At 40.2% G+C, this 12,039-nt stretch carries 13 protein-coding genes; 5 read left to right on the forward strand and 8 right to left on the reverse strand.

What is annotated here, in order from left to right:
• The first annotated feature begins 231 nt into the window (after positions 1–231).
• Complete coding sequence (locus tag H5160_RS17340) at positions 232–579, forward strand: lactoylglutathione lyase (protein WP_182738158.1); 348 nt, start codon at positions 232–234, stop codon at positions 577–579.
• A 207-nt stretch (positions 580–786) separates the two neighbouring features.
• Here the strand turns inward: H5160_RS17340 and H5160_RS17345 are convergent, their stop codons facing one another.
• From H5160_RS17345 to H5160_RS17355, 3 genes are all read right to left on the reverse strand, one after another.
• On the reverse strand, positions 787–1,869 hold the full coding sequence (locus H5160_RS17345; RefSeq protein ID WP_182720833.1) for an endonuclease/exonuclease/phosphatase family protein: 1,083 nt from the start codon (positions 1,867–1,869) through the stop codon (positions 787–789).
• Positions 1,870–1,892: 23 nt separating this feature from the next.
• Positions 1,893–2,255 carry a hypothetical protein gene (locus H5160_RS17350; RefSeq protein ID WP_182715749.1) on the reverse strand — a complete coding sequence of 121 codons (363 nt, stop codon included), beginning with the start codon at positions 2,253–2,255 and terminating at the stop codon, positions 1,893–1,895.
• Between the two features lie 76 nt (positions 2,256–2,331).
• Positions 2,332–2,580 (reverse strand): TIGR03643 family protein, encoded by a 249-nt coding sequence (locus H5160_RS17355; protein WP_182738160.1) that lies wholly within the window; start codon positions 2,578–2,580, stop codon positions 2,332–2,334.
• Between the two features lie 123 nt (positions 2,581–2,703).
• Between H5160_RS17355 and H5160_RS17360 the strand changes: the two genes are divergently transcribed.
• The 3 genes from H5160_RS17360 to H5160_RS17370 all read left to right on the forward strand — a co-directional run bounded on the left by H5160_RS17360 (position 2,704) and on the right by H5160_RS17370 (position 6,214).
• Positions 2,704–3,393 (forward strand): ABC transporter substrate-binding protein, encoded by a 690-nt coding sequence (locus tag H5160_RS17360; RefSeq protein WP_182715748.1) that lies wholly within the window; start codon positions 2,704–2,706, stop codon positions 3,391–3,393.
• 29 nt (positions 3,394–3,422) lie between these two features.
• Complete coding sequence (locus H5160_RS17365) at positions 3,423–4,079, forward strand: YoaK family protein (RefSeq protein WP_024598865.1); 657 nt, start codon at positions 3,423–3,425, stop codon at positions 4,077–4,079.
• A gap of 74 nt (positions 4,080–4,153) precedes the next feature.
• A complete protein-coding gene (locus H5160_RS17370; protein WP_182738161.1) occupies positions 4,154–6,214 on the forward strand; it encodes a TonB-dependent receptor in 2,061 nt (686 codons plus the stop codon).
• A gap of 19 nt (positions 6,215–6,233) precedes the next feature.
• Here H5160_RS17370 and H5160_RS17375 read toward each other — a convergent pair whose 3' ends face one another.
• Entirely contained in the window at positions 6,234–7,025 is a 792-nt protein-coding gene (locus H5160_RS17375; protein WP_039485120.1) for a helix-turn-helix domain-containing protein, read from the reverse strand.
• 106 nt (positions 7,026–7,131) lie between these two features.
• On the opposite strand from H5160_RS17375, the gene H5160_RS17380 reads away from it, so the two are divergent.
• Positions 7,132–8,328 (forward strand): MFS transporter, encoded by a 1,197-nt coding sequence (locus H5160_RS17380; protein ID WP_154903461.1) that lies wholly within the window; start codon positions 7,132–7,134, stop codon positions 8,326–8,328.
• Here the strand turns inward: H5160_RS17380 and H5160_RS17385 are convergent.
• The 4 genes from H5160_RS17385 to H5160_RS17400 form a co-directional block, all read right to left on the reverse strand.
• Positions 8,317–8,538, reverse strand: coding sequence for a hypothetical protein (locus H5160_RS17385; protein WP_154903460.1), 222 nt, complete (start codon positions 8,536–8,538; stop codon positions 8,317–8,319). The genes H5160_RS17380 and H5160_RS17385 overlap by 12 nt on opposite strands.
• A gap of 97 nt (positions 8,539–8,635) precedes the next feature.
• Positions 8,636–9,049 carry a GFA family protein gene (locus H5160_RS17390; RefSeq protein ID WP_007377055.1) on the reverse strand — a complete coding sequence of 138 codons (414 nt, stop codon included), beginning with the start codon at positions 9,047–9,049 and terminating at the stop codon, positions 8,636–8,638.
• Positions 9,050–9,282: 233 nt separating this feature from the next.
• On the reverse strand, positions 9,283–10,575 hold the full coding sequence (locus H5160_RS17395; RefSeq protein ID WP_182738163.1) for an amidohydrolase: 1,293 nt from the start codon (positions 10,573–10,575) through the stop codon (positions 9,283–9,285).
• Positions 10,576–10,976: 401 nt separating this feature from the next.
• Entirely contained in the window at positions 10,977–11,966 is a 990-nt protein-coding gene (locus H5160_RS17400; RefSeq protein ID WP_182738164.1) for a fatty acid desaturase, read from the reverse strand.
• Positions 11,967–12,039: the final 73 nt, after the last annotated feature.

The following is a 12,039-nucleotide window of genomic DNA, read 5'->3' on the forward strand; positions in this document are numbered from 1 at the left end:
TAGAGGAGCCTTCAATCAATCGAACTACTGTATAAAAGGCTTTGGTTGCAGCCAAAGCTTGGGCCTCACATTACCCGAACTTGGTTAAAGTATTAATTAATTTATGGGTTTATTATCCATACAAGTCAATTAAGCAGGACTAAAAACAGTTGGCTTTTGCTCCTGCGTCGCTTATTTTAGCCAACAATTTTTAGCCTCTTATTGGGGCGTTAGTTGCCAAAGGAGAATCAGGTGAAAGTTGATGATATTAGAGTTTTCATTCCTAGTAAGAATTACGAAATATCTAAGTCCTTTTATCAAGCATTAGGCTTTAAAATGGATTATGTCACCGATGACTTATCTTTATTCGAAAACGGTGAATGTACATTTTTCCTGCAAAGGTTTTATAACGAAGAACTAGCTAAAAATTTAATGTTTCAACTTTCAGTTTTAGATATAAATGAAGCCTTTGAGGTAATCTCAAGTCTTGATGGCTTCGACATAAAGTATGAACCAATTAAAACAGAGCATTGGGGTAAAGTTGTTTATCTGTGGGGGCCATCAGGAGAACTTTGGCACGTCACAGAGTTTAGCAACTAACAAGCAAATCAACAGGACAAAAAACAGTTGGCTTTTGCTCCTTCGTCGCTATTTTAGCCAACAATTTTTTGCCCATTATTTGGGCGTTACCACTGTTTGCAATTGGCACTCTCCTGCCACTCGACAACATAAATAATGATTATAACTGGCAAGGTATTTTACTGTGTCGGATGGCGCTTCGCTTATCCGACCTACACTGCCTAATAGCTATAACTTTTCCTCAAACCTCGGCACTTTTCGCTTATCTGCCTTATTCATAGCAAGCTCTTGAATTTCTTCTTGCTTAAGCTCATCGGATTTATCTTCCAATGATTGCTGATTAGCGTTTTCGTAAGAAAGCTCAGTAAGGAGTGCAAAGTGATCAGAGCCATACTTAGCTAAGCGCTTAATACGCTTTACTTTAAAGCCTTCGCTGTGAAATAAGTGATCGAGCGGCCAACGCATAAAAAAGTAGCTTGCATGAAAGGTGTTATAAAAACCACGGCCTTTTCGAGGGTCTAAAAAGCCACTTATTTGCATAAACAAACGGGTGCTACGCGACCATGCTACGTCGTTTAAATCTCCGGCAACTATAGTAGGCCGTGTAGGGTTTTTAAGTGCTTTAGCCACCATTATTAGCTCTGAGTCGCGCGGGCGCGATGAGTCTTCTTCGGTCGGGCTTGGCGGTGCTGGGTGAATAAAGTGCCCTTGCATTTGCAGGCCTTCATCGTTTTCAAACAGAATATGAATTGAAGGAATATCTTCTTCTATTAGCTCACATATTTGTGCATCGAGTATTTTAAACTTGCTGTATAAGTGCATGCCGTAACGATTGTCTTTAGGGCATTCTATGTAATACGGGTAATTTTTTTTAATGACTGATAATTTATTTTCCCACCAGCTATCACTCTCAAGTGTAATAAGTAGGTCGGGTTGGTGCTCATCTACAAGGCTAATTAGCTGCTCACTTTTATGGTTCGACATCAGTACATTTGCCGACATAATTCGTACGCTGTGGTCTATATGCTTTGGTGCGCTTTGCACTTCTTTTTTAGCTAGCCACGTATACGGGTAAATCCATTTACCTTGTAAAATCATTATAAGTAATGAGGTTAAGGCTATAAATACATAACCTATTGCGCTACTTTGCCATAATAAAAACAACGATGTAACGGCTACAAAACTGGCAATATAAAATACCTGTAAGCGCACAAAGTCGCAGCTACGCACTAAGTAATGCTGGCTGTACGACATTGGCAACAAGGTAACCAGTAAAAAAAAGCCAATAATTATAGCCAGCGCAATAAGCATTTTAATATCCTTATAAAGTTAGTTTAGCGACTTAAGATTGAAAGTATTTCTCGGGTGTCGTGCACCATGTGAATAACTGTACGGTCTATTTCAATACTCACTGTACCACTATCTCTAGAGCGTTCAATCACTCTACCTCGTTTATATAAATCACGATCTAAAAAGTCGCCTCGGTGATAGCTTTTACTTAGCCCTGGTGGCGTCCAACCTGCGCGAATTAACTGCTTTGCCTCTTTTTTAGAAAGGTAGTCATTGTCGTTGTGTTTATGTGAATGATGCTTATTATCGCCGTGTTTATGACCATGCTTATCTTTATGCGGTTTTGCGTTTGCACTGATTGAACATAAAGCCAATGCTATTAGTGCTGTGTATGTTAGTGCTCTCATAAATAATCTCTAGCGTAATTAATAGCTAAAGGTTAACAAACACGGCTGAACATCATATGAAACAGCTTACACTTATTTAACGTTGTTTATATTGAGTTTTACAATGGCTTCGCATAATAGCGGGATCGCGTAATTTTAAATGTTTTGTTTTACGCCCTGCATGGCGCTTACGCCAAACTTTAAAACTGCCTTTTGAAATATTGTCGCGCATAAAAACCACCAGCTGCGGATACTTTAATCCGTATAGCTGCTCTATTGCCTCGTAGGGGGTTCTATCTTCCCACGCCATTTCGATAATGCGTGACTGCTGCTCTGCGTTAAACATGGTATATCTCACAAAATTTAACTTATACGCTAGGTAAAAATACTTAGATCAATGCAATTAAGCTCAGTAACTGTATAATTGGCGTTCAATTTATGTATTTTAAAAGATATCGAATTTTTATTTATGCGCGCAATATTTCTGTTTTTAGCTTTAACTTTACCTTCATTATTACTTGCAGCGCCAAGTAAGACTTTGCGCTGCGTAACAACTCACTACCCGCCTTTTACTATATTTGATGAGAAAAGCGATACGTTCACAGGTTTAGATATTGAATACTTAACCTTTATTGAGCGTAATTTGAATCTTAAAATTGACGTAATTCATCTGCCATGGGCGCGCGTTAAAAAAGAAATGGCGCTGGGCTACTACGACTGCTATTTCTCTTTGGCCAATACAGAGGAACGAGCAAAGTATTTAGATTTTACAAGCGTGCCCTTGCATACTACTAAGTATGGTTTATTTGCTTTAAACAAAGATAAACTACTCACTGACGATTTATCAAATACCCCAATAGCGATGCTACGCGGTGTTGCTGTGCCTGAGGTTATTGCTAAAAAGTATAAACTTGATGAGAATAATCTGCTTCGCTCACTTTCAACTAAAGACACTTTTGAGCTGCTAGAAAAAAATCGCGTTGAATACGCAATAACTAACTATCAAGCAGGTTTGTGGTACTCAAAGGAATATCAAAACGTATACGCTAGGCAGTTCAATGAGTTTACGTTTCCTACTTACATTGCTTTTAAGCGTGGCGTAATAGATACAAAATTAGTTGATGAGCAAATAAAGCGCTTTAAAGCACAAACTCAATAATTAACACTGTACACGTTAAGAGATAACCAATGTTTACAAAACTACCAAAGTGGGTTGAATATGGCGCGTTTACGCTCGCATTTATAGCGGGCATAGTTAACGCTGTAGGCTTATTAGGTTTTGAGCATCAAGCCATTTCGCACTTATCAGGCTCTGTTACTTTGTTGGGTATTAAGCTAATGAGCAATACCTCAGCCGCTTTGCTGTTGTTTAGCATACTCATTAGCTTTATGTTGGGCTCGGCGCTTTCTGGTTTTTTACTTGCAGGGCGTTCATTAAAACTTGGCCGCCATTACGACACGCTCTTATTTATTGAAGGCGCTTTACTATTAGCAAGTGCCTACCTACTTAATCAATCTTATGTTTATGCAATTACGCTTGCCTCTGCTGCTTGTGGGTTACAAAATGCGTTAGTCACTAATTACAGTGGCGCGGTCGTTCGTACCACACATTTAACGGGTATTTTTACTGACCTTGGTTTAATGATAGGTAAAGCACTTAAAGGTGAGCAATTTGATACGCGTAAAGGCGTTATGTTTTTACTTATTATTGCAGGCTTTTTATTAGGCGGTGTAGCCGGTTTTGTTTTATTTGAGCATTACTTAGTGCTGGCTTTGGTGTTTCCTGCTGTGGCTTGTTTTGTTTTATCAATTACGTATCGGGTTTATAGGTTACGTACGCTTTAACGCAACGAGTTTAAAAGCACATTAAAACCGCATATTATAGAGGCAATGCAATATAGATTACTTTCAAGGAATGTATGAAACCTTATTTTTTGCCGCTGTTATTACCCTTCAGCCATACTGCGTTTGCCGATAATCAAAATAATGATGCAATAGAAACCATAACAACTACGGCATCACGTATTGAAGCACTATCTACCCCACTGCCTTTATCAATAAGTACACTAAGTGAAGCGCAGCTAAATAGCATAGCGCCTACGCATATTGAAGAAGCCCTGCAACGTGTAGCGGGTGCTAATATTCAACGCGGAAATGGCCAAGAGTATTTACCCGCGCTTCGCTCACAAGTGCTTTCGGGCGCAGGCGCTTGTGGTGGCATATTGACTCTAGAAGATGGCATACCACTCAGAGCCGCTGGGTTTTGTAATATAAACGAGCTATTTGAAGCACACAGCGAAATGGCGCAGCGCATAGAAGTACTCAAAGGCCCTGGCTCTGCACTTTATGGCTCAAATGCTTTGCATGGTGTTATTAATGTAATAACGCCCGATACCACGCAAGGCGGTGGCTTAGTTGGTTTAGATTATGGCTCATACGGCTATACTCGCTACAAATTACGTGCAGGACAAGATTACGGCAACAGCGGTATAGGCATTAACGCAAGTATTACCGACGACAGCGGTTACCGCGACGACGAAAGTGTAGAGCAACAAAAAGTTAATATTCGCCATCGCTATTCAAATAATAATTTATTACTGACCTCAGGACTTACTTACACAAACCTTGATCAGCAAACGGCTGGATTTATTACAGGTTTTGAAAGCTATAAAAACGAAGACCTCGCGCAAAAAAACTTTGACCCAGATGCATTTAGAAAAGCACGCGCATTTAGAGCGTGGAGCAACGCAACATGGCAATTAAATAACGATGATGTGCTCTCTACTACGTTATATTTTCGCGACCAAAGCATGGACTTTTTTAAGCACTTTTTACCCGGCACACCGCTTGAAACAAACAGTCAAACTGGTTTTGGCGTACAATCGCTTTATCAACATAATTTACAAAGCAATATAAAAATAAACCTAGGGCTTGATGGCGAATACACGCAAGCCGACTTTACTCAAAGCCAAAATGAGCCCACGCAAGGCTCTGCATTTTTAGTTGCTACAGTGCCACAAGGTAAGCATTACGATTACGATGTAAACGCGACGCTTTATGCGCCTTTTGCATCTGTTGATTGGCAATTAAATAAGTGGTTACTTACCGCTGGTGTACGTTACGAGCATATGCAATATGACTACACCAATAATATGCTAGCAGGTAGAACAAAAGACGATGGCACAGAATGCGCGTTTGGGGGCTGCCGATACAGCCGCCCAGCGAGTGCTAAAAATAGCTTTAGTAATTTATCGCCAAAGCTTGGGTTGAGTTATCAGTACAATACAAATAACACACTTTATGCGAACTTTTCTCGCGGTTACCGCGCCCCACAAGCCGCTGAGTTATACCAATTACAACGCGAGCAAACTACTGCAAATTTAAGCGCCGAAATAGCAAATAACGCAGAGCTGGGTATTAAAGGAATTTACGAAAAACTACGTTATGGCGTGTCGGTTTACGCTATGAGTAAACACAATACGATTTACCGCGATAGTGACTTTTTTACGGTAAATAATGGCAGCTCTCGCCATCGTGGTATTGAGCTTGAGCTTGACTACCAGCTCACTAAGTCGCTTGCGCTTAACTTTGCTGGCACGCACGCAAAGCATACTTACACTGACAACCAAGTGCTTAACGGTCTAAATATAAACGGCAACGACATAGATACCGCGCCGCGTAATATCGCTAATCTCGATTTAACATGGCAAGCACTAAACAATGTACAATTTGCTTTGCAGTGGCATCGCGTTGGTAACTACTACACCGACCCAGAAAACTTAAATAAATACCAAGGGCATGATGTTTTAAGCCTGCGCGCGCAGTGGCAAGTTACCAATAATCTTGAAGTACTTGCTCGCATTATTAATTTAACCAATGAAGCTTATGCAGAGCGCGCCGACTACACCAGTTTTACCGGCGACAGATACTTCCCGGGTAGACCTCGAAACGCGATGCTTTCGGCAACTTATACGTGGTAATGCTTATTTAAGGGCTAAGCTAATTTAACTGATTTAAGTCGCTCATGTATTTCATGGGCGACTTTTTCATTACCTTTTTAAACATAGTAATAAATGCACTCACCGACTCATACCCTAGTAACTCCGACACCTGCTGCACACTTTGCTTATCTGAAAGCGCTTTTAAGGCTGTAATTATATGCAATTGCGTACGCCACTTTCCAAATGTCATGCCTGTTTCTTTTTTAATTAACCGCGCTAATGTGCGCTCAGTTAATGCAAACTGCTTAGCCCATTGTGGTAGTGTTTTTCGGTTGTTTGGCTTGTTTATAAGCTGATCGCTCATGGTTTGAATTACCTCATTTTTAGATAATACAAAATCAAGTGGTTGTACGGGCATATCAATAAGTTGATCAAATAACACCTGCGCTAAACGCGCTGTTTTACTATTTAAAGTATAGTGCTGATTATGGCCAGCCAACTCACACATTAGCTCTTTAACCAGCGGCGTAATGGCTAACGTGCAGGTATTTAACGGCATACCGTTTTTACTACTATCAATAAATAAATGACAAAGCTGCGCGTTATCAGACGCCCTATTGCTATGCACCTTTTGTGCTGGGATCCAAATTGCACTGTGCGTGGGCACCATCCACATTTTGGCCGATACTTCACACGTTACATACCCATGCAGCGCTAAAATTAATTGCCCTTTTGGATGGGTATGTAGTGGTATTTCGTGACTTGCATGGGCATGCTCTATTTTGGCTATTATGGGCTGCGCCATAGTTTCAAAATTTTTAATGTCGTCCCAACCAATTGCATCAAACATAGTTTTGTCTGTTTTTAGTTATTTAATGTCATTATCTCTAAATTATAGTTTTTGCTAAGCCTTTATACTAGCGCCCATTAAGTATTAGCTTTAATGGTCTTCCCTTTTGTTAAATAACACACCTAAATCACGCTTTGCTGGCATATTACTTGTGCTTGGCATATTACTTATTGCCGCAAATTTACGCGCCACATTTACAGGTATTGCACCTGTGCTTGAACAAATTATTAATCACTTTGGGCTTAGCGCATCGCAAGCTGGTTTTTTAACAACACTGCCACTCATTGCCTTCGCGGTTGCATCGCCAATGGCGGCAACTCTTGCTAAAAAGCAAGGGTTAGAGCGCACCTTGTTTGTGGCTTTGTTATTTATACTTGCAGGGGTTGCAGCGCGGGTAATAAATACCTCAGCCATGCTTTTTGTAGGCACCGCTATTATTGGTGTGGGCATTGCCATCGCAAACGTATTATTACCAAGTTTAATTAAGCGCGACTTCCCTGCAAAGGTTGCGTTAATGACCTCAGCCTACGTGCTTACTATGGGCGTGGTGTCGGGTGGGTTTTCTACTTTAGTATTTCCGCTTAGTCAGTTAAACGGATTAGGATGGCAACTTGCGCTGGGCTCATCAGCTCTTATTACTTTGGCGAGCATTATTGTATGGATGTCGCAATTAAGTAAGCACACAAAACCCGCGAGTATTGCTCAACACACTGACACGTCAAAAAGTGTATGGCGTTATTTACTAGCATGGCAAATTACCCTACTGCTGGGCTTAAACTCGTTTTTAAATTATATAATTATTACGTGGTTACCAAGCATATTAACCGAAACCGGTCACTCAGCTACCCAAGCAGGTGCTTATCATGGTGCTTTTCAAATAGCGACTGCATTACCGGGTTTAATATTAATTCCGTTACTTGCCAAATTAAAAGATCAAAGCGCGCTTAGCTTTATTTTAGCCATGTTGAGTGCACTCAGTGCATTGGGGCTGCTTTACATGCCTAGCTTTGCTTTTGTTTGGACCCTAATGCTGGGCTTTTGCTCTGGGGCATGTTTTATATTGGGGCTGTCATTTATTAGTTTACGAACTGACGATTCGCAACAAGCAGCGTCGCTTTCAGGTATGTCGCAAAGCGTAGGTTATTTGCTCGCGGCTATTGGTCCTATGCTAGCTGGTGCATTACACACTACAACAGGCAGTTGGAGTGCGCCATTGTGGTTGTGCGCTATTGCCGGAGTACTGTGTGCTTTATGTGGTTTGGGCAGTGGTAAAAACACCACTTTAGCTAAATCAGCTAACTAGCTGCTGTAACCACGAAAATAAACCAGACGAAGGTTTACTACTCGCGTGCTTTTGCTCATAGCGTTTATTCGTTACTTCGCGCTGTTCACGGCGCTCTTGTGCTAAATTAGCTTTTGCAGTAAAACGCAAGCGCTGCTCTTGAGTAAGCTCATCATTAAAACTAATGGCTGTTTTTTTCACTGCTCGGCTGCTTTTAGGTGAACTACACATATTATTCTCCAAATGACTGACTTATAAGTAGACAGTCATTTGGTTAAATAAATTTCAAACCGCTTACTAAAAAAGTAATACTGATAACCCCAAATAACTAGTTTTGTGGGGTTGTATCAAACGCAGGTACTTCGTGTAAGCCGCTCAACCAGCTCAATGTTGATTTAGCCCAAATTTGTGCTGTTGGCGTAAACTGATCACGCTGATCAACCGCACCAATACGCAAGCCATATACACGGTCAGCTTTAGCTTCGTTAGTTGCATAAAGTGTTGTACCACATGTGCCACAAAAACCTTGCGCACGCTTGTTACCACTTTGCGCTGTTTTAACAAACTCTTTTGGCTCACCTTGGGTAAACACGACCGAATTTGGCTCTGCAATTATGACTGCTCTAAATGGGCCGCTCGACATACGTTGGCAATCGCTACAATGGCAAACAAGTGCGTTGTTATTTTGAGACTTTGCTTGGTATTTAATTTCACCACAGTAACAGCTTCCAGTAATTTCCATTATTTAAATCCTTAATGCTTATGAAGATTGAATCGAGATATAAGACCGGCAATATCGATTCATTATTTTTAAAATATAAAAAAACTGCTCGCCGATTCATTTGTATGTTCGGTTAGATTTTTAATTTTTGAGAGTGATTTTCAACGTTAAACAAGTGCTAAAAACATGATCCGATGTTTTAAATAAAACAGCAATACCACGTTAAGCTAATAGCGTAACGTGGTGTTTTTAAGCTATCTTTTATGTGCGTTTAAATAATCAACAGCTAACAGGCTAAGCGCCTTAGTGCCTACTCTAAACGATGATTCGTCGGCATAAAAATAAGGTGAGTGATTACTAGCCACTGTATTTAAATCTTGCTCACTTGGTGTGCCGCCTAAAAATACAAATACACTCGGCACTTCTAATGCGTAAAACGAAAAGTCTTCTGCGCCGGTTATTTTTCCCATTTCAACTACGTTTTCATTACCTGCTGCTTTTTTAAGGCTAGGTAACATTTGCGCAGTTAACTTTGGGTTATTAATCGTTACCGGATAACCTTCGTGAATGTGTACCTCTGCAGTTGCACCTGACGATTTAGCAATGTGCGTGGCTGTGGTTTTTATTTTTTCAAATATTTGTGCTCGGTTATCCATATCAAAGTTACGAATTGTACCTACCATTTCGACTTCTTCAGGAATAATATTATTACGTACCCCACCCGCTATCTTACCAAACGAGACAATAGCAGGCTCTTTGGTAATGTCGATTTGGCGACTAACAATATGATTTACGCCTGTTACTATTTGCGCAGCTGCGGCAATGGGGTCAACCCCAGTCCACGGTGCAGAGCCGTGTGCCTGCTTGCCATGTACTGTTATTTCAAACCGGTCTGCACTGGCCATTGCTGGGCCACTTCTATAGCCAATTTTACCGCTGTGCAAACTAGATGTTATGTGTAACCCAAAAGCAGCTTCTGGTTTGTATTGTTTAAATATGCCTTCTTTAAGCATTAACTCAGCGCCCCCCTCTTCCCCCTCTGGTGCGCCTTCTTCTGCAGGCTGAAATACAAACATAATATTACCGTGTAGCTCATCTTTCATGTTTGCAAGCACTTGTGCAGCGCCCATTAGCATGGCCACGTGCGTGTCGTGCCCACAAGCATGCATTATACCTACATCTACACCACGGTAATTAGTGGTTTTAGTTGATTTAAAATCAACATCTGCTTTTTCAGTAACTGGCAGCGCGTCCATATCTGCGCGTAGCATTACTGTCGGGCCTGGCTTTGCACCTTTTAATAGCCCCACAACACCTGTATAAGCAATCCCTGTTTGTACTTCCATACCCAGCGACTTTAAGTGCTTAGCGACAATACCTGCTGTGCGGGTTTCGCGATTTCCAAGCTCAGGGTTTTGATGAAAATCACGTCGCCAATCAATAACCTGTTGCTCTATCTTTTTAACTTGCTGATCAATGTTTGCATTGGCATTAAACGCACTAAGGGCAGCAAAGCCCAACGCTATTGAAATTAGTGATTTTTTCATCCTGTTTGTCCTTATTATATTTATTGGTTTTATAATATTGATGAGCACGAGCCCTTATGTATTATTGAGAACATAATTAGTTTGCTCTATAACCACTATTACTGAAGGCTCTACAATAATCAATCCCATTTAAGCTAGATGCCCAACTATGAAGGGCCACTTCACTTTTCACTGGTTTTATCTATTTTTAGTTTGAAGTTTTAGCGCTAATTAAGCCTACCACTTTTGCTTTTGTTGATTTAAAAATGGCATTTAATAGTCAACCAACGCACGTAAAGTGAGTTTTAATAAGCGCGGTGGTGGATAGAGGAAGTTAACGAGTAATAGGCTTGGTACATAATTGCTATTCAAACTATAAAATAAGAATAGCAATGTAGAACCTCCCCTTATGTTGGGGGTAATTATTTATATGCATTCGCATTTTTAATGCTGTCAAAATCGTTAAAGCGCACGTTGTGCTGCGCCATTACTTTAAGTATTTTTTTACTTAGCATTTGGCGTAAATAAAACGGCTGATTTGGCACAAAATGATGAATGGTATGCGTTTTACCAAAGTTAAAACAAAACAAGTGAAACGGCATAAATAAACGACTCGTTAGGACATGAGTTTGTTCAAGCATGTTATTAACGCCGCCATAGTAATGCATGCTTGAGGTAACAAAATTAAGCGAGCTTGAGCGAATAATATTAGGCACAATGAGCACAACCATTAAAAATTCAAACACATCCATTGTACTTAACAACCAACTAGGTGAATTTAGCGAAAGTGGTATAAATAAATCAACGATATGAAATATAATAACGCTATATAAAACAGCAAAATACGCAGTCGCTATCGGAAATCCCGCATTAAAAACACTCGAAAAACTAAAGCCATTAATTTCTTTTCTAAAACGTTTAGTAGAAATAATTAGCCCTAATAACCCATCTACAATAACTAGCGCACGTAAAAATGGATTTTTAATACCGTTTCCCACCAAGCGTTCTTCTAGGTCTTGTTGTGTGCCTGAGGTTTTGTGATGGTGTAAATGCATTTTACGTCGGTACCATGGGCTAATAGTATTTGGCCGCATTAACCATACTGCTAACATCATAAAGTTATGCATGAAAGGCTGATTGCTAAAGTATTGTTTATGTATAAGGTCGTGCTCTAACTCATGGGAAATAGACGCAGCAATAGCCGCAAGCACTATACACACCCAAGCAGGTATTAGGGCTAAATAATATAAAACACCAACACCAATTAATGCGCTAAGCGACAGCAATAAAATAATTAACCCTAAGGTATTTTGATGTTCAAGTAATGGGTATTTTTGACGAAGTAATGCTTCTTCTGCCTTAATAGCTTTAACAATCGATTGAATGTTCTGTTTGGCACTTAATTGGGTCATAATTAATGTCTTAAAAACCTTGTTGTACAAATAATACCTGAATCAAGCGCAAAATCGGCATAAAGCAGGAATA

The sequence above is a fragment of the Pseudoalteromonas sp. SG43-4 genome, from assembly GCF_014164325.1.
Lineage (GTDB): Bacteria > Pseudomonadota > Gammaproteobacteria > Enterobacterales > Alteromonadaceae > Pseudoalteromonas > Pseudoalteromonas distincta.

Coding starts and splice junctions, on each gene's coding strand:
- H5160_RS17345 (WP_182720833.1), bottom strand. CDS start 1,869: ATGCTTATTGCGCTGGCTATAATTATTGGCTTTTTTTTACTGGTTACC.
- H5160_RS17370 (WP_182738161.1), top strand. CDS start 4,154: ATGAAACCTTATTTTTTGCCGCTGTTATTACCCTTCAGCCATACTGCG.
- H5160_RS17365 (WP_024598865.1), top strand. CDS start 3,423: ATGTTTACAAAACTACCAAAGTGGGTTGAATATGGCGCGTTTACGCTC.
- H5160_RS17385 (WP_154903460.1), bottom strand. CDS start 8,538: ATGTGTAGTTCACCTAAAAGCAGCCGAGCAGTGAAAAAAACAGCCATT.
- H5160_RS17395 (WP_182738163.1), bottom strand. CDS start 10,575: ATGAAAAAATCACTAATTTCAATAGCGTTGGGCTTTGCTGCCCTTAGT.
- H5160_RS17355 (WP_182738160.1), bottom strand. CDS start 2,580: ATGTTTAACGCAGAGCAGCAGTCACGCATTATCGAAATGGCGTGGGAA.
- H5160_RS17400 (WP_182738164.1), bottom strand. CDS start 11,966: ATGACCCAATTAAGTGCCAAACAGAACATTCAATCGATTGTTAAAGCT.
- H5160_RS17375 (WP_039485120.1), bottom strand. CDS start 7,025: ATGTTTGATGCAATTGGTTGGGACGACATTAAAAATTTTGAAACTATG.
- H5160_RS17350 (WP_182715749.1), bottom strand. CDS start 2,255: ATGAGAGCACTAACATACACAGCACTAATAGCATTGGCTTTATGTTCA.
- H5160_RS17360 (WP_182715748.1), top strand. CDS start 2,704: ATGCGCGCAATATTTCTGTTTTTAGCTTTAACTTTACCTTCATTATTA.
- H5160_RS17390 (WP_007377055.1), bottom strand. CDS start 9,049: ATGGAAATTACTGGAAGCTGTTACTGTGGTGAAATTAAATACCAAGCA.